This is a genomic window from Aliidiomarina maris (assembly GCF_003987335.1).
Taxonomy (GTDB): Bacteria; Pseudomonadota; Gammaproteobacteria; order Enterobacterales; family Alteromonadaceae; genus Aliidiomarina; species Aliidiomarina maris.
Map to the genome: position 1 here is coordinate 22676 of NZ_PIPK01000016.1, position 23984 is coordinate 46659.

Sequence of the window (23984 nt, forward strand, 5' to 3'; positions counted from 1 at the left end):
GCGTTCTTGAACACCCATGTTGTTAATTCTCATACACCTGATACGGCAAGCCTTGCGTCCACCAATCGGGTGCTGGTTCACCTTTCAGGAAATGATCAAAAAACTCGAGCATTTTAATGCTGTAATCCACTTTGTTGGCGTACTGCTGCAAGTGGTGTGGTTCGCCCTCGTAGTGCAACATCACCACGTCTTTATCTAAGCGGCGAAGTGCCAAATAGTATTCAATCCCCTGCTCCCATGGTACTGCACCGTCAGCATCACCGAATTGAATCAACATGGGCGTGTTAATTTTATCCGCAAAAAATACCGGCGAATTTTTAATGTAAGGGTCTAAATCTTCATACATACTTGGTCCAATCCGGCTTTGACCCGTTTCATACTGAAATTGGCGCGCTAAACCAGTCTGCCAGCGAATACCCGTATATGCGCTGGTCATATTGGATACCGGCGCACCGCTCACCACCGCCGCAAACACATCGGTTTCAGTGACTACAAACGCAGATTGATAACCTGACCAACTATGGCCATGTAGACCAATGGCATCAGGGTCAGCAATGCCAAGGTCAATCAGCTTTTGCACCCCCGGTAACAACGACTCAGTGGCACTTGGGCCGGGCGCACCAGCACGGAAGCGGATATCAGGTAAAAACACCACGTACTCCTGACCGACATAAAACGGGAAGTTAGGCCGATGATTCACACGCATTTGGTTAAAATGGTACAAACGCTGGGAAAACTGCTCGTAGTAATACACCATCACTGGATAACGGCGCTCAGCGTCATAGTTATCAGGTTTGATCACCACGCCTTGTAACGAGTCACCGTCATCGGTTTGCCACTCAACCAATTCGGCGTCACCCCATTTAAATTCACTAATTTGCGGGTTAACGTCCGTCAGTTGCTGTGCGGTATCCGCAGCAAATTCATCAATAGCGCCTAAATTTAATTCAACCGACCAAATGTCAGGAAACTGACGGAAGTCCTCTTCGGTGAATAACAAACGTTGCGCGTCGTCCGCGTAAGCGACGAATTGATAGCGCTTCGGCCCTTCTATCAAGGTTGTGGTCGTGCCGTCCGCAAGGCTCAGCGCCCAAAATCCATGATACTTTTCACGTTCGCTGTAGCTGTTCAATAACAAGGTGGCGTCAGTGGCAATGTCTTGGCTATCAGCATCTAAATGCTGCACTCGAAACTGTTTGTTGTGCTCGCGACCTTGGGTTAAACGGCGGGCATCGCCGTCTATGGTGAGCAACCAAATGTCAAAGCGATCGTAAGCCAGAAAACCACTACTGTCTGCAAGCCAACCGGCCACACCATAACTACTGGCTTCCATTGGGCGGTCGTTTTGTTCGTCTACCCAACTGACTTCAACATCCGCGGCCAACTGGGTGGATTCCCCTTGTTGCGCATCGAATATCCGGTATTGCTCGTCCGCGACATACGCCACATAACGGGCATTCGGTGATAAATGACCACGCTCATTGGTGCGCACGCGTGATACCACACGTTGACGTTCACCGCTGGTTAAATTGACATGGTCAATGTCGTGATAAAAGCCATTCCAGGATATTTCACGCAAATGAGCCCGCGCCGACGTCATCAGCTGCGCCTCGGTGTGGGCACTAACGCGCAGGTTATCTTCGATATCGTCGCCTAAATGCACCAGCTTGCCGCTATCAAGCCACAATACGGACGGTGCGCTGGCGCGCTGCTGAGCACTATGCGATTCGCGCTGATGGGTAATAATACGCTCGTCATTGCCATGCCACACTTGCAAACGCCGGTCCGCCTGTAAGCGCTCAAGGTTATACAAATCGCTCAACGCCTGCGGCATGCTATCGCTGCTTGGTGCGCTTGCACTGCTGGGGCGATAACCAATAAACAATTGGTTATCGTCCTGCGCCCACGCCAACTGATGCTGGCTCAAGTCGAAGCCTTCACGGGTGGTGTCTACCCAATTGAGTTCACGCGCGCCATACTGCCAAAGCGCCAGCTCAAGGGCGTCAGACTCTGGTCGCTTAGCCAGCAACGCCAGGCCATCACCTTGATGATTAAAACTGTAGTTGACCGCTGCGTAAGCTTTTTCGCTCGTCAGCAAAGTTAACGCCGAATGGTTGGCACTATTATAAACTTGTAAGCGTTGTTGCTGGGGTTCCTCAGCGCTTTGTTCGAGCTCAGTTTCAATGATAATTCTTGGCCCTTGCTCAGCCACTTTGAAGCTTGTAGCCCCCTCAATTCGACGCTGGCTCGAGTCATCCAAACGGTGCACTAACAGGCTCTTAGCGCCTTTTTTAGCGTTTTCATCTGCTGCATCATCGTTAGATTGATGCAATATAACCAAACTTAAACCGTCACCCGTAAAGGCGAAACTATCCACTTGTGCGAACTCAGTTTGCGCCCCCGTCGCGGTATGCACTAGTACCAGATCTTGCTGCTTGGCCGCATCTTTTTGCGCATCTGTAGCATCAGGGTGCTTGGCTTGCTCGCGCACTAACACGCTAGCTTTACGCATAAACGCGACATAATCGCCGTTACGACTAATGCTTGGACGTTCAGCATCCGCCAAGGTCCAACGGGTACCCGCTTGGGTATCCACTATAAAGCCCTCGGCGTCACCAAAATCTGGTGTCGCACTAAACGCCAACCAACGCTTGTCATCGCTCCAGACTTGTTGATGGATTTCCCGAAATTGCATGACGTCAGTGAGCGCGAGTGGCCGCGGTTCACCTTGCACTGCCTCGACGTCGCTAGCGAGCGCACTGGCTGACCATGTAGCGGGGAGTAACAACGCACAACTCAGTGCCAGGGAAGTCAGCGCTCGCTTCGCACTGGGGCGTTGCCACGCTGTTTGCTGAAAGTTATTGCTCATCATTGCCTCTTCTTTAATTATCATAGGGCCTGAATTCACAGGAGCGATTACAAAATTATGCGCTGGCGATGTTGTTTGGCTGTGGCTTATCTTGCCCCATCCACGCACACACAAATGCAGCAATAAGGGCTAAACCGGCCGCCCCCATAAAACCAAGCGAAGCGCCCGCATGCTGTTGCCAAACCATGCCTGCCAAGTAAGCGCCAAGGGCACCGCCTGCGCCGAACCCAAAGCCAACATACAGCGCTTGGCCACGACTTTGCTCGGCGCTTGGAAAATGTTGATGTATAAACTGAATAGCCGCGCTATGGTGCAACGCAAAACTAAAAGCGTGCAACCCCTGCGCTAGCAGCAACCACCAAAATATGTCGGCAAACTGGCCCATTAGGCTCCAACGCACAGCCGTCGCCAGCATACACAGCAGCAGAATATTACGCACGCCATAGCGCGCGACGTATTTACCAGCGACAAGAAACATCCCAACTTCAACAACAACGCCAAGGGCAATCAGCAAGCCTACCGCATATGGGGCGTAACCTAAATACTGCAGATACAAGGCAAAAAACGCATAAAAAGGCGCAAAGCTGGCCTGGAGTAAGGTGGTTGAGATTAAGAAAGTGAGAAAACGGCGCTGAACAATACGCTGCCAAATCGAACCGAGGTGCGCCGGGTTGGTCGTGTGCACTGCACGCTTAGCCGGCTCAAATAAACCCAAAGTGGTAACCAACAATAAGGTCACCAGTAATGCGCCATAAATCGGTAGACGCTGAGCACCTGTGGCTGCCAATAGTTCACCAATCACCAGCGAAATGGCAATGAAGCCCAGGCTGCCGCCCACACGTATACGTGAGTACAACTGCGCCTGTTGACCTAAGGTGGACAACGACAGCACTTCCAGTTGCGGCAAAATGGCTGACCAAAATAAGCTTAACAAGCCTAACGTTAAAGCGACCCACCAGTATTCATTCGACCATGTGAGCGCGACAAACAGTAAACCTGCAGCAACTGCACCTAAACGAATAAATGGAAGACAACGCCCTGTTTTATCAGCCAGGGTCGCCCACAAAGGGGGGCCAAATACACGGCAAGCAGTAATGATTGCGATGAGCTCACCGATTTGGCGCGAATTAAATCCGATAGCGTCAAGGTATACCGCAAGGTATGGCACTATCACCGCAAGCACGGAGAAGTAACCAAAGTAGGCGAACGTCAGCTGCTTGGCTTGCCGATTCGCGGCGCCCGTTAACGGATAAAATAACATTGGCGACTAACTAAATTGCCAAGGTTGGCTAACCTCTGCATTCTGGCCACGCTGACGCAAGTAGTGATCAAGCAGCGTGATAGCCATCATAGCTTCAGCAATTGGTACCGCACGAATGCCAACACAAGGGTCATGCCGCCCTTTAGTGACCACTTCACAGGCTTCGCCTTGCGCCGTGATACTACGCCCTGGCACACTAATACTCGACGTTGGCTTTAATGCAATGTGAGCAACAATCGGTTGGCTGGTGCTAATGCCACCGAGAACGCCTCCGGCATGGTTGCTGACAAAGCCCTGCGGGGTAATTTCGTCCCGATGCTCACTGCCGCGCTGACTCACAACATCAAAGCCGTCGCCAATCGCAACCGCTTTGACTGCATTGATACTCATCAGACTATGGGCTAAATCCGCGTCAAGGCGGTCAAATACGGGTTCACCCCAGCCCGCCGGTACGCCATGGGCTTCCACCTGAATCTTCGCGCCCACGGAATCGCCCGCTTTCTTAAGTTCGCGAATGAGTGCATCCAATGCATCAAGTTGCTGCGTATCAGGAAAAAAGAAAGGATTGTCGTTCACTGCCTGCCAGTCGTATTGCTGCGCTTGAATTGACCCCATTTGAGTCATTGCCGCACGGATTTCAATTCCTTGCTGACTTAGCACCTGCATTGCAATGGCGCCAGCCGCAACACGCACCGCGGTTTCCCTTGCGGATGAGCGCCCACCGCCGCGATAGTCACGAAAGCCATATTTAGCGTCGTAGGTAATATCGGCATGCCCCGGCCGATAGGTGTGCATAATATTGCTGTAGTCACGACTGCGCTGATCGGTGTTTTCAATCACAATCCCGATTGGGGTGCCCGTGGTTTTGCCTTCAAATACGCCAGATAAGATACGCACCGCGTCGGCCTCACGACGCGCAGTGGTATACCGATTACTGCCAGGCTTACGGCGATCTAATTGGCGTTGAATGATAGCTTCATTCAACTCAATACCCGGTGGGCAGCCGTCTATCACGCCGCCGATTGCCACCCCGTGGCTTTCACCAAAGGTGGTGACACGAAACATCTGGCCAATGCTGTTACCGGGCATTATTCAGCTCCTTGTGCTTGAAACGCACTTGCGTATTCAACCAACTGCGCGCGCGTCAAAAGGAAGACCCCCGCCCCACCACGGTTAAATTCTAACCAGGTAAAAGGTACGTTCGGCCACAATGCCTGCATATGGACCTGACTATTACCGACTTCGCAAATCAATACGCCATCCGCCGTTAAATGCTCAGGCGCTTGGCGCAGAATCCGCCGCACCAAGTCTAAGCCGTCCGGCCCACAAGCTAAGCCAAGCTCTGGCTCATGCTGGTACTCGGCGGGCAAATCAGCCATATCTTCCGCATCGACGTACGGTGGATTGGTCACAATCAGGTCATACACTTGACCGGGAATTGCATCAAACCCGTCCGAGGCAATCGGTGTCACTTGATGCGCCAGCCCATGTTGCTCAATATTTCGTTCACACACAGCCAAAGCTTCAGGGCTAATGTCGAGGGCATCAACTTCGCTGTCTGGAAACGCATACGCACAAGCAATCGCAATACAGCCAGACCCGGTACATAAATCAAGAATGCGTTGTGGTGAGTGCGCCAGCCAAGGCTCGAAATACTGCTCAATCAGTTCAGCAATGGGCGAACGCGGCACCAACACTCGTTCATCGACATAGAAGGGTAAGCCTGCAAACCACGCTTGTTGAGTTAAGTAAGACGCAGGTACACGCTGATCGATTCTCTTTTGCAGTAATTGCCAGAAGCGCTGCTTCTCAAAGCTAGTCAAACGACACTCGCTCACCTCTGCTAACTCATGGAAATCTAAAGCAGTCACAGCAGCGAGCAGTAAGTTGGCTTCTTGCCATGCATCGGCCGCACCATGACCAAAATAAATCTCTGCTTGATTCATTTCAGTCACCGCGTAACGCTGCCAGTCCCGAATCGTGTGCAGCTCTGCTGCCAGTTCATTAAAATTCATTGATTCCACGAGTAGCTATTCCTTATCTGAAGACCGCGGGCGGTTAGCTTTGCTCAACGCCTGCGAAAGGCTTACTATAATAACACGCTAGATTACCCGAAAAAGTAAGGATATTCATGTCTGACGAGCCTTCAGACCGAGAAAAACTTGAGCGCGAGGCGCGCGCCTTGTTTCGCCAAGCTGTTGCAGGCGCTAAGCGGATAACTGCAAATGACCGAGTGGTCCGGCAAACTCCAGCGCCGCATGCTAAGCCTGCGCAACATCAAGTTCACCAGCAACGCCGAGCTCGGGCAGCCGCCTCGCAAGTGCGCAGAGATCAAGCCACGCATCCCTTTTCGTCGCAGTTTGAACCAGCATTGCCCGAGGGGGTGATGAAATATAGCGCTGAGGGGGTCAACCCATACCTGACCAAGCAATTGCGACGTGGCGATTTTAGCCCGGATCTGGTCGTCGATTTACATGGTTTGACTCAAGTCGAAGCACAGCGTGATCTTGCCGCTGCAATTCAGGATTGCATGCACAACCAAGGGTATTGCATGAATGTCATTCACGGGGTTGGCACCGGCGTATTACGCCAGCGTGTGCCGGGGTGGCTGATGCAACACCCCGACGTGCTGGCATTTCATCAAGCACCTTTGGAATGGGGCGGCCAAGGCGCGCTACTGGTATTGCTTCGCAGCGCGATGCTTGATTGGCAACAGCCTGAATAAATAATTAAGCGTGCTCGTGCTCAGGCTCTGGTGGAGCGGTCATGGATTGCAGATCGCCAGCCATCGCCAGCGGCTCAATATCAAGCACCGCGACACCGGCTGTTGGGAACAATGGCGCCTGTACTTTGCTATCCAAAAAGCTCACTAAGTAACACACGAACGGCATGTGAGAAACCACAAGCACAGTGTCCGCAGGCTCAATTTGTAAGCGTGCAAGCAGTGCGCAAGCAAATGCTTCTGGGTCTGATGATGGCGTAACCTCATCAGATACCTCGCGCACTTCGATTGGCATATGCTCAGCGACAATGTCCAACGTTTGTTCTGCGCGCACCAATGGGCTTGATATCGCAAGATCGAGTTTCGGGTAATGTTGCTTTAACCACTTGGCAGAGGCCGCAACTTCTTCACGCCCATACGAAGTTAATTCACGTACTTCGTCGGACGCATACTGTGCACCACCTAACAACGCAGAAGCTTGCAATGGCGCAGCTTCACCGTGACGCATAATAAATAACTTCATCTACCACAACCTCACTTGCGCTTGTCATCGGGGCGGCCCCCGGTGACTTTATCTGCGCGACCTTCCAACTTCGCTTTCTCCGCTCGTCGACGACGAATTTCCTTGGGGTCAGCTACCAATGGTCGATAGATTTCAATTCTATCTCCATTGCGCGGTTGGTCAGTTAATTTGCAGGTTTTGTTCCATATACCTACGGAATTTTTACTTAAATCGATGTCATCGAAAAATTGCATAATCCCTGATTGGATGATGGCATCTTCTACGCTAGTGCCTGGCGTTACCTGAACCACTTGAATTTTTTGCCGATCCGGTAATGCATACACGACTTCAAGGGTTAGTAATTGCTCATTCATTAGCCGTACACCACACGCGCACGTTGTGCAAAAGCATCCACCATCCGACGATTGACCTCATTAAATACCTTGCCAAACGCGAATTGTAACATTTTACTGGAGAACTCGAAATTCAACCGCAAGGTCACTTTACAGGCGTCGCCATCGAGGGCTTCAAAGTGCCATGCGCCTTGCAGAGATTTAAAGGGGCCGCTTAATAGCTCAAGGTCGACTCGGTGCGCTTCATGCAAGGTGTTCCTGGTCGCAAAGCTCTGCTTGATGCCTGCTTTGCTAATGTGCAGCTCAGCGTCAATTCGTGCACCCTGCTGATCAAGCACACGCGCCCCCGAGCACCCTGGAACAAATTGCGGGTAGGCTTCGATGTCATTCACCAAATCGAACATTTGCTGACAACTGTACGGTACCAAAATGGTCCGCTCAATTTGAGGCATAGTCGCTTTCCTTTCACCTTAAGTGTGCCAAGCCGCCCTCATGGGCCGGCGAGCTGCTCAATCTTTGCTCGCTACATGCCGAAAAAAACATCAATTTGGGCGTTGGCAAAAAAATAAGAGCGCATTTTAGCGGTTTTATTGGTTAGCGCCTACACCCTTAACGTTTAAATTTGCTATCCTGCGCTACTTCCCTGCGTGCTAAGGATAGGTATAATACGCCCATGAGCAAAAAGAAAAAACCGACATCCAATACGATTGCGCTGAATAAAAAAGCGCGGCATGAGTATTTTCTTGAAGAGAAATACGAGGCTGGCCTTGCGTTGCAAGGTTGGGAAATCAAAAGTATACGCGACGGAAAGGTAAACCTTTCAGACAGTTACGTCATCATCAAAGATGGCGAAGCCTATCTGCTTGGGAGCCAAATTCAACCGCTGAACTCGGCATCGTCACATGTCGTGTGTGATCCTGAGCGCACGCGTAAATTACTCTTGAAAAAGAGAGAGTTAGCTACTTTAATTGGTAAAACTGAGCGCGAAGGTTATACCTTAGTCGCAACAGCACTTTACTGGAAAAAATGTTGGGTCAAACTTGAATTTTACCTAGCCAAAGGTAAGAAGTCTCACGATAAGCGAGACTCTATCAAAGACCGCGACTGGGCCCGCGAAAAAGAACGCATGCTCAAGCATAAAGCACGCTAATGTCAGGGTTGGTAATCACTGACCCCTTGCATGTGCAGCAGCCAACCTAATAGAGGCTGATAGGTATCATCATGATGCAATTGGCCTTCCAGCAATACCTGAGTCGCCTGACGCAGGTATACTAAACTTAAATTGTGCCATATATCTGCTTGTTCCGGGTTCAGCCTACTGGCTTGGGAATAGGCATGCTGCGCCGCGGCATATTGTGCCGTGCGTAAGTAAATATTCCCCAGCAAAAACCAGCTATCACCGTCTTGAGGGTGAACCTGTAAATGCCTTTGCAATAAGGCCTCTGCGCTGAGTAAGTCTGCGCGCTCATAGGCCACTCGAGCTGCAGCAACAGAGCGTGACGGGTCTAACTCTAGCCGCTGCTTGGGACTACTTTGACACCCTCCTAGCATAAGCCCTACCAGTACACCCAAAGTGGCAACCGCAGCGCGGTTACGACATGTTGCCCAATTGGTTAATCTATTCGTTTGCATAATCACTTCCTTGTCATCGTGCATGGATCATGGATATTTAAAAGTTTCAGTTTGTTTGGGGATGTCATGGGTACCAATGTTTAGACTTGCATACACATAACCTGCGTGATCATGGCATATGCGTAGCTGGCTTCCAAATATCTGAGGTAGCAACCGCGCTGACAATGCCCGCACATCTATTTCTAAAACCTGAGTCGCAGCTGCACAGGCTGCCAGGCGCCAGGGCTTCAAGCTGGGTGTCAGGTGAATGCAACGCCCACTGGCGTCTAACCAACATAAGTGCAGTTGACGCTGCAACGCGATACTATGTACGGCGCGACACGCGGTCAGCAATACCGCGCTGATGGCGGGAGAGTTTGTCGAGTCAGCACGTCCATACCACCCACGCAGGCGTTGCCACGGGGTATCGGCAATAATCACTCGACCTTGCCATAGCATAAGGTCGTTCGCAGACTGGCGGTTCATAAGCCCCACATCACTTTTGCTGCAAGGGTGACTACCAAGACTAAAATCGTAGCGGGGAAAATAAAGCATAATAATGGGAACATCATTTTTACCGGCGCTTCCATGGCTTTGCGCTCGACTGCCAAAAATATTTCCTCACGCCGCTGCTCCGCCTGCTGCTGTAAAATAACGGCTAAGCCAGAGCCACTCTCACGCGTGTGCTGCACTGCGTGAACAAATAAACGTAACTCCCGACAACGATAGGTTTCGGCAAGTTGAGTGAGCGCCTGCTGCAGAGGTATCCCTGCACGCACGCGACTTACCAATCGCGCTAGCTCAAGCTGAAGCGGATGCACGGCGGGACCTTGAGCACACTGCTCTATACTCGATAACAGCGGTTGCCCGGCGCTGAGCAACATCGCCAGCATATCGAGCTGCCCTGGCAGCGCACTTTGAATGGCGACTAAGTCACGCTGATACTGACGTATGCGACGATTAATCGGCAATAACAATAACGCGATTAACACAACACTTATCAACCACCATAGCCACGCCGTCAACACCAAAGCCCAGAGTATGCCAAGCAGTGTTAGCACACATCCAGCCAAGCGTGCGCGCGGCCGCGGAGCTTGCGCCCATGCCCCAAGCAATGTGGGCGGCACATAGCGTAACAACAGGTGTGCATACTTGCTGCTAGCACTTTGCAGCGTCTGGTTTAAACGCGCGTAGGCGTTTAATAACCATCGCCATGGCAAACAGGCTACGCTCGTTACCCATGCTGCAGCTATAGCATATTCAAGCCACGTCATAACGCCACCGGTAACTTAACTTGTTGACGCACTAACCAATAGCCACTGCCAAGTAAGCCAAACAACAGCGTGCATGCGCCCCAACCTAGCGGATGATATGCGAGAGCAAGAATCACGGGGCGCTCAATCATATATAAAGCAGCTAGCAATAGTAACGGTAAGGCGACCATAACTTTACCTTGCATTCGGCCTTGAGCCGTCAAAGCTAGCACCTTAAGTTGGAGCTGTTGCTTGCGCCGCATGGTGGTGGCTAACCGTTGCAGTATATGCCCTTGTTGTCCCCCACTTTGCTGGGCCAGGGTAATCGCCAGCACAACCTGATGAAGGTCACTGGAAGGTTGTCGCACCTGCCATGCTTGTAGGGCTTCAGTGATAGTTTGCCCGAGCCGGACTGCCCGCAGCACAACAAGCAACTCCTCGCGCATTGGACTACTCACTTCTCGGCTCAGCATGTTGAAGCTTGCGACTAACGTCACCCCACTTTTCAACCCAGCACTCAGTAACGTCAGCATATCAGGAAGTTGTTGTAACAGTAGGCGCTGACGCCGCGCGCGCAGCCACTTTAAGCCAAATAATGGCAGCCCGAAGCTCAGTGGCGCAACTATCGCTAGCATTGGCGTTGGTAATAGCCACCACCACAATAAGCACATGCCTAAACACGGCAACACCATCAGACGTGCGAACTGTGCCAAGGGAATAAACCAAAATAGCTCATTCAGAGCTTGGTGGGTGCTGGTAGCGATGCGGCTGCGAAGGCGCTGGACGTCAGACACTGCACGTCGCATCAGGATAAAACCGAAGATAGCCGCAGCCCCTGCTATCAATACATAGCCGATGAACGCAGTCATACGGCAATCGCCAGCAATGCTAACGCGCGCTGCCGAATGGCCTCGGGCTGCTGGTGTAAAAACATCGGGATATCGCCAGTTGGTTGTGCATCCTGCTCAGACTCCGATGCAAGGTGGCTGCCATGTCTTAGATTATAAATATCTGCCAACATCATAGTGTCACCTTCGATGCCTTGTACTTCAGTGACTTGGCTTATGATACGCGCGCCGTTAGGCAGTCGCTTTAGTTGCACAATGATGTCAATCGCACTACTAATTTGTTGGCGAATAGCCAGCAGTGGTAACTCCATACCCGCCATCATCACCATCACTTCCAAGCGCCGCAGGCCGTCTCGCGGCGTGTTAGCATGCAAGGTGGTCATTGAACCTGCGTGCCCGGTATTCATCGCTTGCAGCATATCCAGACTTTCACCGCCGCGACACTCACCGACAACAATACGGTCAGGGCGCATCCGCAACGCGTTAATCACCAACTGGCGAATGCTCACCGCGCCTTCCCCTTCTTGATTCGCTGGACGCGCCTCCAGGCTGACTAAATGCGCATGCGCTAAACGTAATTCTGCAGAATCTTCGATGGTGATCACGCGCTCGGTTGGCGCAATCCAGTTTGCCAAAATATTCAGTAATGTCGTTTTACCCGTTCCCGTCCCCCCACACACAATCAGATTTTGTTTCGCTGCGACGGCAAGCTCTAAAAACTCTGCCAACTGCGGTGAACAACTGCCTTGCTCACATAGGGCTTGCACACTGCGCATATGCTGGGAAAACTTACGTACCGTGATATAGCTGCCGTGGATAGCCAGTGGCGGAATCACGATATTAACCCGAGCGCCACACGCGAGCCGGGTGTCGACCATAGGACTGGCGGTATCTATGCGGCGACCAACCACCGCCACCATTCGTTCCACCACTTGGCGCACAGCACTCTCATCTTGAAACTGTAACGGGCTCAGTTGCAGACGACCGTGTCGCTCAACGTAAATTTGCTGTGGTCCGTTAACCATAATTTCTGCTACGTCGGGGTCGCGTAACAATGCGGCCAGCACACCGAAGCCAAGTAAATCATCGATAACACGTTGCTGTAAGCTAGTGTCGGATAGGTTGCTACTAAGGTGATGCGCACCCACCGCGGCATCAGGGATCAAAGCCTGTGCCTCAGGGCTTGCGAGCACGCTCGCAATTAAAGTCGCCATCGCAGTTTCATCTAAGCGCTCAAGCTGAGTTTGGCGCAAATCAATGCGTGAACGTATGTATTGCTGAAGCTGTTGATACCAATCCATGGTTGCCTCTTTCCGTCTAAGTCTGTCATTGAGTGCGTGCATCGCGCATACCGCGACATGGAGTTTGCAATAGCTGTTGGCGAATGCTTTGCACCCTGGAGAAGCGCGCCTGGCGGCGTGAAGACAGATCCTCAACCCGTCTGGGGGTGATAAAAATAACCAACTCTGTCTCTTGCTGTTGTTGCTGTCGATAGCGAAACAATGCACCAACCACGGGTAACTTAGCCAAACCGTGGACATGCTCTTGACTCAACGCATTGTCTTCACTGCGCAAACCCGATATTACAAAGGTCTCGTTGGCTTGCACCGCCACAACGGATTCGGTGCGCCGGGTTAACAACCCTGGAATTCCCTGCACGCTTACAGCCGGGTCTAAATTACTAACTTCAGTAATAACATGAGTTCGAATGGCGCCGTCATCTAATTGTTGCGGTCGAATTTGCAAGCCAATACCGTATTGGCGAAAGCTTACATCCATCGCGCCTTGGGCATTGACCTGTGGCAGCGGTACTTCGCCGCCGGCTAAGAACTCTGCATACTGACCACTTTCTGTTCGCAATACTGGGCTTGCCAACATGCGCGCTTGCCCCTGCTCCGTCAGTGCTTGCAATTGCGAACGAAACGATGCGGCTAATCCGGCATACACATGCTGCCCCGCCGCTAAACCAAGAGTATCGAAGTCAGGGGTTGTCGCAAACTCAGACACAACACGGAACTGGTCGCCGCCGACCCAGTCACTCACAATACCGACATTTGGCCCGTTGATAATCTGCTGCCAGCGCACACCCAAGCTTTGTAATTGACGGCTTTTTAGCTCAAGCACCTGTACTTCAAGCTCAATCACCGCCACCGCTATGTCCGGTTCAACAAGTGGTCCCACATGCACGCGAAAATGCGTATAACGGCTGCCAGTCCAGACTTGCACATCACTACTTCCTAACTGGCGCCCGACCAAAAGTATCGCACTCGGCTCAATTTGGCGCACTTCGACAATCTCAGCGAGACCGACTGCCACGCGGGTCACCACGCCAGCAACTGGCAATACGTGCAAGGCACCGATGTCTAAATAAATGTGTTCAACGCTAGTTGATTCATCTTGCGCACTCGCAGCCCCTATCCAGACCAGCATCAATAGGCTGACTAACACGGTGAGAGCACGACCGGGTAACTGAAGTTCAAGCCACTTCATAACCATGCCGCCTGCTGAGTCGGATGCTGGATGAGCTGATGGCTCGCATGTTCCGAATTGAGCTGCCCGCCAATTATCCATTCAACCTGAACCTCTGTGTGCAGATACAGTGGTTCAGTATCGACACTGGGGCGCAGCCAAAAACTCAATATATGTTGCTGCTGCATCCTTTCGAGTTGAGGTACAAGGCGTTTATCAATAGCAAAGGTCAATGTGCGATACTGGTTGCCATGCCAAGCAGTGGGATTATTAATCTCACCATCACTGCGACCGCCAAGCGGGCCAGTTGCTATCACTTCCACCGCGCTGGCGAGCACAAAGCTACGCTCAAATTCTGTTGCCACTATATCTACTTTGTCACCAGGCTGAATCATATGCGCGTGACTATCTTGCTCATTGACTTGAATCGTGAATGCGCGCGTTCCATCTGCCAGAGCTGCGGCCAAGCTTGCAGGTGACGCATATTGCAGATGCAATTGCTGGATAGGTTGACCACGTTGCACCGGATGCGCTAATCGCTGGGAAAACAATTGCGATGCTATATGTGGCGCAAAGGTATCTGGCGCAAGGCCGAGCGCTGGCACCTCTCTGGCGCTTAATGCCTCGGCTTGCAATGTATTACCGGCGGCTAAATCCTGATTCGCAACGACCACCCACTGGCGATGTATCGGCTCCACAACCGGAAGGTCTTGCTGCAACGCATGGGCAATATAAACGCGCATCGTGATAATCGCAGCCACTGCGCACAGCGCCCCAATACACAGGGGTACCCATGGATACCAATGAAGTTTAAGTGTCATAGCGCAGTTCCTTCTGTCGCTGTTAAGATAGTCAGGCCAGTGTCTGTTCGTGCCGCCACAATATGTGTGCGCACAGGCCCCAACTGCCATGTTTGCACAAACCCATTGGGGTCGCGCTGGGTCTCAATTAACTCGGCACCCTGAGCGCTAAAATACTGTTGAGCATCATGCTGCAACGCCCACAATGAGCGCGCAGTAGCCACACTAAGCACTTGCTCAAACTGATTACTATGCGCCGTTAGCAAGGTCGAACCATGCATCAGCATCTGTGTAATCAACGGATGGGCTGGTAGCCCCCGATTAGGTCGCGCAATTGACCAGATAAAATAAGGGTTACGCTGCAGTAAACTGACAATGATGTCAGGCCCTATGCAATGACGATCATGGACGTCAACGTAGCTGCTATCAGTGGTATCTGTTATGTCTATACGCTGACAATCTGGCATATGCTTGTCACGCCACCGTGCTATCTGCTTTGGACTCTCGTGAATGGTGTACGCTTCAATGAGTAATCCGACGCTGATGGTCGGTGCCGCTAAAGGCTGCAACCGCCAATCACTCGGTATACTCGGCAAGTCAGCTTGTGCAGCGCTCGCCGAGCCAGAAAAACCCAGCAAACAGCAACTAACGCCTGCCAACAAAAACTGCTTACTTAGCAGCCCGCTTACCCACTGCAGCGTACTTTTATGCATAATTTTGACGTCCTTGTCTGCTTAACTGTGATTACGGCTGACAGTTGCGCGTGCGCGACGGATCGCTGCAGATAGCAGCAAACGGCACCACATCGGTGTCAACATGGCCGAATATCAATGAATTTGAACGCAGTTCACGCCCAACGGGTGTCGCCCCGATTAAGTTTTGAATCTGCCGTACGACGCCGTTATCAAGTAAATTACTGGCGCTTAAGCGCTGAGGCCGCGCTTCGAGTTGCTGTTGCCGTCGCGGGCTCCAGTCGTCACGCAAACTTTGATAGCGCAGCCATTCAAAGTGTCCGAATTCGGCCATTTCAAAATCCCAAAGATTCACTTGCCCCATATCCAGCCCGCGCTCGTAGCGGCTCAACAATTCAAGCGGTGCTAACGCAAATGCAGTGGGGTAATCAACACGTGGATAGAGCACACTCCACTTACTCATGTTGACCCACAGCTGCAAACGCAAATTCCAGTCGGCGTCATCTAACAACGCTAATTCATAGCTATGTCGCTCATCGCTATGGGCAAGGGCCAATTGCGCCATTTGCTGGCCATGTACACGTTCTTGCAGCGCCCCTTGCACGTAGATATAGCCCCAAATCACCAAGCTGGTAAAAATTGGCAATGCGAGCGCAAATTCAGCACTTGCCTGGCCCTGACAACAGTGCTTCATAGCTGTTGCTCCAATATCCATTGTTCCGCAATAGAAATTGATTCCGGTTGTGCTCGCCACACCGCGTTATACAAATTCGCACGCTCATACCAAGCATCCCGACGCGGCCACAGCAGATTAGGACGATGAAAATGCAGTCCAGCGCGACTCACTGCATAGGCTTTATATTCGCTATCCTTTTCGCGCACCGCCAGAGTAATCTGAGGGAGTCGGCGGTCACTATCGACGCTGTAATACAATGGCGCTGGCATGGAGTTAGTAAGAACAGTCGCCTGGGCTGCACTTTGGCGGCTTAAGCTGCGACGGGCGTGGTATGCGCCCCCAAATGCGTCACGTGCAGGGGTAGTCACGAATGGGGGGCGAAGCCCTGCGCTGGCACCGCCCCACCCTAGTGGCACGGTAAAACTGCGAAAAGGGCCAAGGCGCACACGTAAAGTCGCAATATCAATGGCTTGCCAGTGAATATGACGAGTAAACTGATGACTAATTTCGCTGCCGCCCCACTTTTCCAGGCGCGCATTGACGAGCCCAGGGCTCACCGAAAACCAACGGTAGCTGCGGGCTTGGCTAAATGGGTCACGACTTCGCTGAGCCAAGGTGATGAAATCGCTGATATCACTTTGGCGATGCTGGTAACCAAGCCAAACATACGCAAACTGGGGTAATGTAGCGTGATTAAATAACACCAATTCAAGGCTATTATCTGCCGTAGTGACAACGTGCTGACTGGTGCGTAAAGCAGTGACCGAGGCCGCAGCATGGAATAGAGTTTGCGCATGACTGAGCAGTTGTATAGTCAGTTGGTGAAGCTGAATAAGGCCACTAGCAGCGGTTGTATAGCTACGTTGTACCGTGTGCAAGGCCCGAGCTACTTGCGCCATCGCGGCATTGGCATAAGGCACCCAACTGGTGACTAACGCAGCATTTTGTGAGGTTCGGCTCAACATCTCGAGGTAAGCATGCAGCCCAACTAATTGCGCAATGGCGACTGAGTTAACCAACATCGCACGGTTGGTCACGGCTTTAAAATTTAAATCGCGGGCGGCGACCACGGCAAAGGCTTGGGTTGCGTAATCCGCCACTTGCTGAATATGGGTTTGGCGCTGGCTACGCTCACTGAGTTGCACCACCCAGGTTAAACCAACCCAAGCGACCACTATCACAGCAAGCATCAGCACCAGCGCCTGCCCTTGCTGGCATTTAATTGCCTTGTTGCGTGGCTTCATCGTAGTTACCTAGCTGGTAATCTTGATTCGCCACCGAGCTTGCTTGTTGCGCCGCTGCGCGGGCTGCGTTGAGCTCAGCACTGGCTGAACGGCCACTAATCTCTTGTGCCACCCCAGCCACTTGATTGCGCACTGATTTACCCAGAAATGAGTACACACCAATGGCAGCAATAGCCACCAGTGCAAGTACAATAATGTACTCGGTCATGCCTTGACCTAGCTGTTTTGTTTTCATCTCGCTACTCCTTAGCCTGCCTCCCAATTGAGGTTATTAAGGTATAGCGTGTGGTAGTAAAAGCGGCGAGAGCATGGTGCTGGGCAATCGCGCAAACCGCTGACAAAAAGTTTGCGCGCGAGGGATGGCTTTAAGTATTAGGCGATGGCCAGGTACTTATGTAGTTGTACCGACAAGCGCCAATTACGCTGACGGCAAATATCAATCGCCAATTGTGTCGCCCTTGGGCGCTGGCTGATAGGCTGTAGACAAATCGTGGTGCCTTCCTGAACAGGACATCGGCTGAGCAGCGCGTCTAGAGCATCAACGTGCTTTTGCATGGCGATGGGATGCTTGATCTCATTGGCACGCGCCATGGCATCGGCACGCACCTCGTAGCCGCCAGGCATGTCGAGCTTCGGAGAAACAGTGACCCAAGTCGCTGGGTCACAACGCACCTCAAATGTGCCGCTGGTTTCTATTTGAGTGCGGTAACCCTGTTGATGCAATAAAGTGGTGAATTCGCGTAAGTCAAACATGCAGGGCTCACCACCGGTTATCACAACGTGTTTCGCCGTGTACTGCTGTTGACTGAATAACTGCAACACTTGCTGCGCGGTCATTGACGACCAAGCCGGCGTATCACCGGTTTTTAAAATCATCTGCGCCGGGTCAATTTGATCATCATCATTCAACGCCCAAGTTTGTTGGGTATCACACCAGGGGCAGCCCACCGGGCACCCTTGTAAACGCACAAAAATGGCTGGGACTCCAGTGAATACACCTTCACCTTGAATTGTTTCAAAAATTTCATTAATAGCAAGCATGCTGATTTACGTCACCAGTTTAGGTAGAATGCGGACAATCATCTATTTTACCTGAGTGGGGCAGCATGGCGCAAAATTCTACAGAAAATAATAAAGTCGTAGTGATATATTCTGGTGGCATGGACTCATTCACTGTCCTGCATCGGGCACTGGAAGATGGTTACGACGTGCATGCCGTATCTTTTCACTACGGCCAGCGCCATCACCGTGAGCTGGAGTCAGCTCGCCAGGTATGCGAGCAACTAGGCATTGCCCATAAAATTGTCGATATTCGAGCGATTAACACATTACTAGCTGGCTCGTCCCTAACCGACGATATTGAAGTACCCGAGGGTGATTATGCCAACACAAATATGACGTCAACCGTGGTGCCTAACCGCAACATGATATTGCTGTCGCTGGCAATTGGTTACGCGGTGTCGATTAAAGCCAGCAAAGTCTATTACGGCGCACATTCGGGGGACCACGATATTTACCCTGACTGCCGCCCTGAGTTTGTTGACGCCATGAATGCTGTGAGTCAAATTGCTAATTACGAGCCAATTGAAGTACATAGCCCCTACTTGCAGCAGAGCAAAGCCGATATTCTGGGCGATGGCTTACGCATGGGCCTTGATTACAGCCAAACCTGGACTTGCTATAACGGCCGCGACAAAGCCTGCGGCCGTTGTAGTGCCTGTCGCGAACGCCTTGCAGCCTTCGCCAGCCATGCTGTTAGCGACCCGCTAGCGTACGAATCTGCGCAATAGTTTGCTGGGCTTTGGCCCAGCGACTGTCTTGGGTGCGCGCTTGCCAATCTAATCGATGCTTTGGCTGAGCGCGCATCATTGATAAATAGTCACGTTGCGGCGGGCCAATTTTAACCTTATCAATCACCTCAACCGCGCCTGCCCTGTCATTGCACACCAACACCATGTCGCAGCCCGCATCCAATGCCATTTCCGCCCGCGTTATCATATCGCCTACGACCGTCGCACCTTGCATGGCTAAATCGTCACTGAAAATAACCCCTTCAAAACCGAGTTGCTGACGCAATACTGTCTCAATCCAATGGCGTGAGAAACCAGCCGGATGTGGACACACTTGAGGGTAAATCACATGTGCTGGCATCATACCTTGCAAGCTGCTGGCGAGTGCTTTGAAAGGCAGTAGATCGAGCGCGTCAATCGTATCCAGAGAACGCTCATCAACAGGGATTTCAAAGTGGGAATCAGCATGCACCGAGCCATGCCCTGGAAAATGCTTACCGGTCGCAGCCATGCCCGCACTGTGCATGCCCTGAATAAAAGCCGCCGCTAAATGTTCAATCACCGCTGGCTCACTGGAAAAGGCGCGGTCGCCTATCACACTGCTAATGCCATTGACGTCGAGCACGGGTGCAAAACTAAAATCCATCCCGTTGGCGATAACTTCTGCCGCCATCAACCAGCCCATCTCTTCAGCCCAAGTGCTTGCTTGCTGATCGTTCTGCGCATAACGAGCGAAATCTGCCATCGCAGGAATGGCAGAAAACTGTTCACGGCAACGCTGAACTCGGCCCCCTTCATGGTCAATTGCAATCACCACTGGCTGACGTGCGGCCTGGCGAATACTCGCACACAGGTGTTGCAGCTGTTCAGGGTCATGGTAATTACGGCTAAACAGGATGACGCCACCCACACTGGGGTGGTCGAGTAAGTTTTTGTCTTCCGCGTCCAAGCTTAGGCCTGCGACGTCTAGCATGATTGCGCTCATTTAAGGTCCTTAAAAACATTTAAGCCCGCAGTATGCCAGAAGTTTTGTCGCTTGGCAGTGGCGATTGACTTGAGTATGATGTAAAAAAAATGTAGTGAGGTAACAGTATGTTTTCACGCAATCTCATCGCGGTCGCATTAGCGTCTACCCTTGTTGCCTGCGGCGGCGGTAGTGACAGCGGTAATGGCAGCATTGGCGGTCCCGGCCCAAACCCTGGTCAATGTAGTACGAATGATCAGAACCGCCAATTGATCAGCGAGCTTCGCAATAACTACTTATGGAATGACGAGTTACCACAAAACATTGACCCGAATGCTTACCCTGATGTATTTCGCTTATTACAAGCCGTGGTTCCCCCACGTGATCGCTTCAGTTTTATTTTAACTGAGCAGGAATACGAAGATATCTATGTCAACGCCACGTTCTTTGGGCTCGGCTTTGGTCGCCGTGACGACATCGGTGCAGGCGTTATTCGCGTGCTATATGTGTACGAACAATCACCCGCTGGCCGCGCTGGCCTTACCCGGGGCAGCGAAATTACAGCCATCAATGGCGTCAGCATGAGTGAATGGTACGACCGCTTACAACGCAATCAAGTTACCTGGGATGATATTTTTGGCCCCAACCAAGAAGGGGTCGAAGTGGCCATGGAGTGGCGCCGCCCGGATGGTCAGCTCGATGACGCGGTCATGCTTAAAGAAGAAGTGGAAACCAATACGGTGATGGCGGTCGAGCGCTTCGAGCAGGACGATCGTGAAGTCGGCTACTTTGTCTTCGATAGCTTTATCAACCGCTCCGAACAAGACGTCAACCGTGCATTCGACCAACTCAGCGGCGTCGATGAATTGATTATCGACCTCAGGTACAATGGTGGTGGCTTAATTCGAGTGGCCAATCAAATTGCGTCACAAGCCAGCTGGCATGCAGTGCAAAACGAAACCTTCGTCACCTATCGCTTCAATGATAACTTTGACGATGCCTCGATACCTTTTGACCTAGGACGCGGCATCGAGCGGCTTAATTTAGACCGTGTGGTGGTACTCACCACCGCATCAAGTTGCTCATCCAGCGAACTGGTGATCAACTCGTTAGCACCGTTTGTCGAGGTTGTGACGGTCGGCACCCCGACCTGCGGCAAGCCGGTCGGCCAACAGCCGGCTCAGATTTGCGACAAAATTGTGTTTGCGATTAACTTCCAGACCTTAAACGCAGAGGGGTTTGGTGATTATTTTGACGGTTTGGAGCCGACCTGTCGTGCCAGCGATACGGCACGTACAGACTGGGCCGATCCAAATGACCCCCTATTAGGCGAGGCACTATACTACCTGAATCAAGGTCAGTGCAGTGACCAAGCCCAAGCTCTAGCTCGCCTCGATGCATTACAAGGCACCGTAGCAACGGATGGTCAAAACGCACAACAATTATTGCGTGACAATCAAGGCCAACCCTTGCGAAACCCGCTATTAGACAAGTGGCAGTCACAACATTAATGGTCGCGTAGTGGCAGAAACTAAAAAGCTCATGCAATGCATGAGCTTTTTATTGGGACACCGATATGTCAGATAAGCGCGCGCTTAATCAAGTGGCTTGAATTGCCCCTGTTTGACTTCATCAAAAGCAAAACTGTCCACTCCAATAGCGCGCATACGTAAGGTTTCACAGGCGCTTAATGCTTGGGCTTGTTCTGCATCAATTAGCTCAGCTTGTAGTGCCGCTTGAGCTAACCCTTCGCCGTTTAAGTCAGCGCCAATCACGCCTTGCTTTTGTGCCTTACGCAGCACTTTATAGACATCCTGTAGCGCATGCATTTGAGTAAATGCAAGTTCCATATGACCAATCATATCATCGGCATCTGCTTGCCAATAACATAAGAACGTATGACGTTCACGGGTTGCACCCGGCTGCATCATCGATTCCGCAATGGCTTGCTTGTGCATATCCAGCGGTGCCTTATAACGTATACCAAACGGGAAGCTAACAAAGCGTAATAACCCAGCGATAATGCGTTGTGGGAAGTTTTGGTAGAAACCATCGAATGCCACACCCAACTGGTGCAAATGATGCTGCATCGCATAGTGTACAAAAGGTAAATCACTTTCGTGGCGACCATCGTCTTCATAGCGCTTTAACACAGCCGAGGCCATGTACAAATGACTCAGCGCATCACCTAAGCGGGCCGAAATCATTTCTTTGCGCTTCAAATCGCCACCTAGGGTCAGCATTGACACGTCTGCGCATAGCGCCAAGCCGCGACTCATGCGCGATAATTGCTGATAGTAACCAGCAGTGACACCACTGACTGGGGTATTGGCAAAGCGCGCACCAGTTAAACCATGCCACAGCGATGCCAACGTATTACCGGCTGCAAAGCCAATATGTTTGATAAGTAAGCTGTCAAATTCACGCAAGCCAGCTTCTTCATCAGGGTTCGACGCCGCTATCATCTCCTTCATCACATACGGGTGGCAACGCGTCGCGCCTTGACCAAAAATCATTAGGTTACGGGTCAGAATGTTGGCGCCTTCCACCGTAATTGAGATAGGCACACCCATATAGTTAGATGCTAAGTAATTGCGCGGCCCCATCTGAATACCTTTACCGGCGTGTACGTCGAGGGCATCATTACCAATGGTGCGCCCCATCTCGGTCATATGGTATTTGGTCATTGCCGTAATCACTGATGGGCTCTGGCCTTGGTTCAATGCTGCAACCGTCAATCGGCGCATGGACTCGACACTGTAGTTCAGGCCACCAATACGCCCCATCGCTTCTTGCACACCTTCAAATTTACCGATCGGTAAACCGAATTGTTGGCGCACGTAGGCGTAAGCCCCAGTCATGCGCTCGGCGACATGGCCTGATGCGGTCGCTAGTGCTGGCAACGAAATACCGCGTCCAGCTGACAAGCATTCAACCAGCATGCGCCAGCCTTTACCGGCGTATTCCTGCCCACCGATAATCCAATCGATTGGAATAAAGACATCTTTACCGTAGGTGGTACCGTTCATAAAGGCCTGCCCCAGAGGGAAATGGCGATCGCCGGTTTCCACACCTGGATGGCTGGTTGGGATCAGCGCACAAGTGATACCTATATCTTCACCTTTGCCGAGTAACTGCTCTGGGTCATTGAGCTTGAACGCAAGCCCTAACACGTCAGCTACTGGCGCCAAGGTGATGTATCGTTTGTTCCAGTTCAAGCGAATGCCAAGTACTTGTTCTCCCTTGAACTCTCCATGGCAGACTACGCCATGGTCAGGGATACTGCCTGCGTCAGAACCTGCTTCTGGGCCCGTGAGCGCGAAACAAGGCAAAGCCTCGCCATTCGCGAGTTTAGGCAGCCAGTACTGCTTTTGTTGCTCGGTACCATAGTGACTTAACAGTTCACCTGGACCGAGTGAGTTAGGCACCATCACACTGACAGCGACGCTTAATGAGCGAGTCGCAATACGCGCAACAATATGCGAATTGGCAGCCGGAGAGAATTCTAAACCACCATATTGCTGGCCAATGATCATCGAGAAAAAGCCTTCCTGGCGTAAGTATTGCCAAACCGATTCAGGCAAATCGCGCTGGTGCATAGTGATGTCGAAATCGTCGATCATCGCCAGCAAGGTTTCCAGCTGATTATCAATAAACGCCTGTTCACGTTCACTGAACTGGGGCTTCGGCGTGCGTAGTAAACGATACCAATCTGGTTTGCCAGAGAATAGCTCGGCGTCCCACCAGACGTCACCCGCTTCCATCGCATCGCGCTCAGTGGCTGACAGCGGCGGTAACACGCGTTTAAAAAAGCCAAATGCAGGGCGTGAAATTAGACTGCGCCGAATATCTGGCACCCCTAAAATAACCGCTATTGCCGCGATAATAATTAATAACACGTACATAACTTACTCCTTTGCCCTTCAGTCG

25 protein-coding genes are annotated in these 23984 nt (G+C 51.6%); 4 read left to right on the forward strand and 21 right to left on the reverse strand.

Annotation, left to right across the window (positions count from 1 at the left end):
* Nucleotides 1-22: 22 nt before the first annotated feature.
* Genes CWE07_RS12845 through prmB form a run of 4 tightly spaced genes read right to left on the reverse strand, consistent with a single transcriptional unit; the run spans nucleotide 23 to nucleotide 6145 of the window.
* Nucleotides 23-2872 carry a S9 family peptidase gene (locus tag CWE07_RS12845; RefSeq protein ID WP_241974145.1) on the reverse strand — a complete coding sequence of 950 codons (2850 nt, stop codon included), beginning with the start codon at nucleotides 2870-2872 and terminating at the stop codon, nucleotides 23-25.
* 52 nt (nucleotides 2873-2924) lie between these two features.
* Nucleotides 2925-4130, reverse strand: coding sequence for an MFS transporter (locus tag CWE07_RS12850; protein WP_111570306.1), 1206 nt, complete (start codon nucleotides 4128-4130; stop codon nucleotides 2925-2927).
* A gap of 6 nt (nucleotides 4131-4136) precedes the next feature.
* On the reverse strand, nucleotides 4137-5219 hold the full coding sequence (aroC, locus tag CWE07_RS12855) for a chorismate synthase (RefSeq protein WP_111570307.1): 1083 nt from the start codon (nucleotides 5217-5219) through the stop codon (nucleotides 4137-4139).
* Nucleotides 5219-6145 (reverse strand): 50S ribosomal protein L3 N(5)-glutamine methyltransferase, encoded by a 927-nt coding sequence (gene prmB, locus CWE07_RS12860; protein WP_111570308.1) that lies wholly within the window; start codon nucleotides 6143-6145, stop codon nucleotides 5219-5221. The genes aroC and prmB overlap by 1 nt, the downstream gene beginning before the upstream one ends.
* Nucleotides 6146-6261: 116 nt before the next feature.
* On the opposite strand from prmB, the gene smrB reads away from it, so the two are divergent.
* Nucleotides 6262-6855 carry an endonuclease SmrB gene (gene smrB, locus CWE07_RS12865; RefSeq protein WP_111570309.1) on the forward strand — a complete coding sequence of 198 codons (594 nt, stop codon included), beginning with the start codon at nucleotides 6262-6264 and terminating at the stop codon, nucleotides 6853-6855.
* Nucleotides 6856-6859: 4 nt separating this feature from the next.
* Here smrB and sixA read toward each other — a convergent pair whose 3' ends face one another.
* Genes sixA through CWE07_RS12880 form a run of 3 tightly spaced genes read right to left on the reverse strand, consistent with a single transcriptional unit; the run spans nucleotide 6860 to nucleotide 8159 of the window.
* Entirely contained in the window at nucleotides 6860-7375 is a 516-nt protein-coding gene (gene sixA, locus CWE07_RS12870; protein WP_111570310.1) for a phosphohistidine phosphatase SixA, read from the reverse strand.
* A gap of 11 nt (nucleotides 7376-7386) precedes the next feature.
* Complete coding sequence (locus CWE07_RS12875) at nucleotides 7387-7728, reverse strand: RnfH family protein (RefSeq protein WP_111570311.1); 342 nt, start codon at nucleotides 7726-7728, stop codon at nucleotides 7387-7389.
* Nucleotides 7728-8159 carry a type II toxin-antitoxin system RatA family toxin gene (locus tag CWE07_RS12880; RefSeq protein ID WP_111570312.1) on the reverse strand — a complete coding sequence of 144 codons (432 nt, stop codon included), beginning with the start codon at nucleotides 8157-8159 and terminating at the stop codon, nucleotides 7728-7730. Before CWE07_RS12880 ends, CWE07_RS12875 begins: the two co-directional genes overlap by 1 nt.
* A 221-nt stretch (nucleotides 8160-8380) precedes the next feature.
* Here CWE07_RS12880 and smpB point away from each other — a divergent pair, with 221 nt between their 5' ends.
* Nucleotides 8381-8857, forward strand: coding sequence for an SsrA-binding protein SmpB (gene smpB, locus CWE07_RS12885; protein WP_111570313.1), 477 nt, complete (start codon nucleotides 8381-8383; stop codon nucleotides 8855-8857).
* 2 nt (nucleotides 8858-8859) lie between these two features.
* Here smpB and CWE07_RS12890 read toward each other — a convergent pair whose 3' ends face one another.
* From CWE07_RS12890 to queE, 12 genes are all read right to left on the reverse strand, one after another.
* Entirely contained in the window at nucleotides 8860-9339 is a 480-nt protein-coding gene (locus CWE07_RS12890; protein ID WP_157983274.1) for a tetratricopeptide repeat protein, read from the reverse strand.
* Nucleotides 9340-9366: 27 nt separating this feature from the next.
* Nucleotides 9367-9804 carry a DUF192 domain-containing protein gene (locus CWE07_RS12895; RefSeq protein ID WP_157983275.1) on the reverse strand — a complete coding sequence of 146 codons (438 nt, stop codon included), beginning with the start codon at nucleotides 9802-9804 and terminating at the stop codon, nucleotides 9367-9369.
* On the reverse strand, nucleotides 9801-10592 hold the full coding sequence (locus CWE07_RS12900) for a type II secretion system F family protein (RefSeq protein WP_111570316.1): 792 nt from the start codon (nucleotides 10590-10592) through the stop codon (nucleotides 9801-9803). Before CWE07_RS12900 ends, CWE07_RS12895 begins: the two co-directional genes overlap by 4 nt.
* The gene (locus CWE07_RS12905; RefSeq protein WP_111570317.1) at nucleotides 10589-11440 is read right to left on the reverse strand and encodes a type II secretion system F family protein; all 852 of its coding nucleotides are present in this window, start codon (nucleotides 11438-11440) and stop codon (nucleotides 10589-10591) included. Before CWE07_RS12905 ends, CWE07_RS12900 begins: the two co-directional genes overlap by 4 nt.
* Nucleotides 11437-12720, reverse strand: a complete 1284-nt coding sequence (locus CWE07_RS12910; RefSeq protein WP_111570318.1) for a TadA family conjugal transfer-associated ATPase — start codon at nucleotides 12718-12720, stop codon at nucleotides 11437-11439. Before CWE07_RS12910 ends, CWE07_RS12905 begins: the two co-directional genes overlap by 4 nt.
* A 25-nt stretch (nucleotides 12721-12745) precedes the next feature.
* On the reverse strand, nucleotides 12746-13909 hold the full coding sequence (locus CWE07_RS12915; RefSeq protein WP_181452300.1) for a pilus assembly protein N-terminal domain-containing protein: 1164 nt from the start codon (nucleotides 13907-13909) through the stop codon (nucleotides 12746-12748).
* On the reverse strand, nucleotides 13906-14709 hold the full coding sequence (gene cpaB, locus CWE07_RS12920) for a Flp pilus assembly protein CpaB (protein ID WP_157983276.1): 804 nt from the start codon (nucleotides 14707-14709) through the stop codon (nucleotides 13906-13908). The genes CWE07_RS12915 and cpaB overlap by 4 nt, the downstream gene beginning before the upstream one ends.
* The gene (locus tag CWE07_RS12925; protein WP_111570321.1) at nucleotides 14706-15401 is read right to left on the reverse strand and encodes a hypothetical protein; all 696 of its coding nucleotides are present in this window, start codon (nucleotides 15399-15401) and stop codon (nucleotides 14706-14708) included. Before CWE07_RS12925 ends, cpaB begins: the two co-directional genes overlap by 4 nt.
* 31 nt (nucleotides 15402-15432) lie before the next feature.
* Nucleotides 15433-16074 carry a hypothetical protein gene (locus CWE07_RS12930; protein ID WP_111570322.1) on the reverse strand — a complete coding sequence of 214 codons (642 nt, stop codon included), beginning with the start codon at nucleotides 16072-16074 and terminating at the stop codon, nucleotides 15433-15435.
* Nucleotides 16071-17300: a hypothetical protein gene (locus CWE07_RS12935; protein WP_111570323.1), complete on the reverse strand. Its 1230-nt coding sequence runs from the start codon at nucleotides 17298-17300 to the stop codon at nucleotides 16071-16073. Before CWE07_RS12935 ends, CWE07_RS12930 begins: the two co-directional genes overlap by 4 nt.
* Nucleotides 17275-17535: a Flp family type IVb pilin gene (locus CWE07_RS12940; protein WP_111570324.1), complete on the reverse strand. Its 261-nt coding sequence runs from the start codon at nucleotides 17533-17535 to the stop codon at nucleotides 17275-17277. Before CWE07_RS12940 ends, CWE07_RS12935 begins: the two co-directional genes overlap by 26 nt.
* Nucleotides 17536-17672: 137 nt before the next feature.
* Nucleotides 17673-18341, reverse strand: coding sequence for a 7-carboxy-7-deazaguanine synthase QueE (queE, locus tag CWE07_RS12945; protein WP_111570325.1), 669 nt, complete (start codon nucleotides 18339-18341; stop codon nucleotides 17673-17675).
* A 65-nt stretch (nucleotides 18342-18406) separates the two neighbouring features.
* Here queE and queC point away from each other — a divergent pair, with 65 nt between their 5' ends.
* On the forward strand, nucleotides 18407-19090 hold the full coding sequence (gene queC, locus CWE07_RS12950; RefSeq protein WP_111570326.1) for a 7-cyano-7-deazaguanine synthase QueC: 684 nt from the start codon (nucleotides 18407-18409) through the stop codon (nucleotides 19088-19090).
* Here the strand turns inward: queC and nagZ are convergent.
* Nucleotides 19056-20075 carry a beta-N-acetylhexosaminidase gene (gene nagZ, locus CWE07_RS12955; protein WP_111570327.1) on the reverse strand — a complete coding sequence of 340 codons (1020 nt, stop codon included), beginning with the start codon at nucleotides 20073-20075 and terminating at the stop codon, nucleotides 19056-19058. The genes queC and nagZ overlap by 35 nt on opposite strands.
* A gap of 107 nt (nucleotides 20076-20182) precedes the next feature.
* Between nagZ and CWE07_RS12960 the strand changes: the two genes are divergently transcribed.
* The gene (locus CWE07_RS12960; protein WP_111570328.1) at nucleotides 20183-21565 is read left to right on the forward strand and encodes a S41 family peptidase; all 1383 of its coding nucleotides are present in this window, start codon (nucleotides 20183-20185) and stop codon (nucleotides 21563-21565) included.
* Nucleotides 21566-21649: 84 nt separating this feature from the next.
* On the opposite strand, the gene CWE07_RS12965 is transcribed toward CWE07_RS12960, so the two are convergent.
* Complete coding sequence (locus CWE07_RS12965) at nucleotides 21650-23959, reverse strand: acyl-CoA dehydrogenase (protein ID WP_111570329.1); 2310 nt, start codon at nucleotides 23957-23959, stop codon at nucleotides 21650-21652.
* Nucleotides 23960-23984: the final 25 nt, after the last annotated feature.

Bases quoted from the DNA above. Each gene is read 5' to 3' on its own strand.
- smpB (WP_111570313.1), top strand. From the start codon at position 8,381: ATGAGCAAAAAGAAAAAACCGACATCCAATACGATTGCGCTGAATAAA.
- CWE07_RS12845 (WP_241974145.1), bottom strand. From the start codon at position 2,872: ATGATGAGCAATAACTTTCAGCAAACAGCGTGGCAACGCCCCAGTGCG.
- CWE07_RS12910 (WP_111570318.1), bottom strand. From the start codon at position 12,720: ATGGATTGGTATCAACAGCTTCAGCAATACATACGTTCACGCATTGAT.
- CWE07_RS12940 (WP_111570324.1), bottom strand. From the start codon at position 17,535: ATGAAAACAAAACAGCTAGGTCAAGGCATGACCGAGTACATTATTGTA.
- CWE07_RS12890 (WP_157983274.1), bottom strand. From the start codon at position 9,339: ATGCAAACGAATAGATTAACCAATTGGGCAACATGTCGTAACCGCGCT.
- queC (WP_111570326.1), top strand. From the start codon at position 18,407: ATGGCGCAAAATTCTACAGAAAATAATAAAGTCGTAGTGATATATTCT.
- CWE07_RS12875 (WP_111570311.1), bottom strand. From the start codon at position 7,728: ATGAATGAGCAATTACTAACCCTTGAAGTCGTGTATGCATTACCGGAT.
- CWE07_RS12905 (WP_111570317.1), bottom strand. From the start codon at position 11,440: ATGACTGCGTTCATCGGCTATGTATTGATAGCAGGGGCTGCGGCTATC.
- CWE07_RS12930 (WP_111570322.1), bottom strand. From the start codon at position 16,074: ATGAAGCACTGTTGTCAGGGCCAGGCAAGTGCTGAATTTGCGCTCGCA.
- prmB (WP_111570308.1), bottom strand. From the start codon at position 6,145: ATGAATTTTAATGAACTGGCAGCAGAGCTGCACACGATTCGGGACTGG.
- CWE07_RS12935 (WP_111570323.1), bottom strand. From the start codon at position 17,300: ATGAAGCCACGCAACAAGGCAATTAAATGCCAGCAAGGGCAGGCGCTG.
- CWE07_RS12925 (WP_111570321.1), bottom strand. From the start codon at position 15,401: ATGCATAAAAGTACGCTGCAGTGGGTAAGCGGGCTGCTAAGTAAGCAG.
- CWE07_RS12965 (WP_111570329.1), bottom strand. From the start codon at position 23,959: ATGTACGTGTTATTAATTATTATCGCGGCAATAGCGGTTATTTTAGGG.
- CWE07_RS12880 (WP_111570312.1), bottom strand. From the start codon at position 8,159: ATGCCTCAAATTGAGCGGACCATTTTGGTACCGTACAGTTGTCAGCAA.
- CWE07_RS12895 (WP_157983275.1), bottom strand. From the start codon at position 9,804: ATGAACCGCCAGTCTGCGAACGACCTTATGCTATGGCAAGGTCGAGTG.
- CWE07_RS12850 (WP_111570306.1), bottom strand. From the start codon at position 4,130: ATGTTATTTTATCCGTTAACGGGCGCCGCGAATCGGCAAGCCAAGCAG.
- sixA (WP_111570310.1), bottom strand. From the start codon at position 7,375: ATGAAGTTATTTATTATGCGTCACGGTGAAGCTGCGCCATTGCAAGCT.
- queE (WP_111570325.1), bottom strand. From the start codon at position 18,341: ATGCTTGCTATTAATGAAATTTTTGAAACAATTCAAGGTGAAGGTGTA.
- smrB (WP_111570309.1), top strand. From the start codon at position 6,262: ATGTCTGACGAGCCTTCAGACCGAGAAAAACTTGAGCGCGAGGCGCGC.
- aroC (WP_111570307.1), bottom strand. From the start codon at position 5,219: ATGCCCGGTAACAGCATTGGCCAGATGTTTCGTGTCACCACCTTTGGT.
- nagZ (WP_111570327.1), bottom strand. From the start codon at position 20,075: ATGAGCGCAATCATGCTAGACGTCGCAGGCCTAAGCTTGGACGCGGAA.
- CWE07_RS12900 (WP_111570316.1), bottom strand. From the start codon at position 10,592: ATGACGTGGCTTGAATATGCTATAGCTGCAGCATGGGTAACGAGCGTA.
- cpaB (WP_157983276.1), bottom strand. From the start codon at position 14,709: ATGACACTTAAACTTCATTGGTATCCATGGGTACCCCTGTGTATTGGG.
- CWE07_RS12915 (WP_181452300.1), bottom strand. From the start codon at position 13,909: ATGAAGTGGCTTGAACTTCAGTTACCCGGTCGTGCTCTCACCGTGTTA.
- CWE07_RS12960 (WP_111570328.1), top strand. From the start codon at position 20,183: ATGTTTTCACGCAATCTCATCGCGGTCGCATTAGCGTCTACCCTTGTT.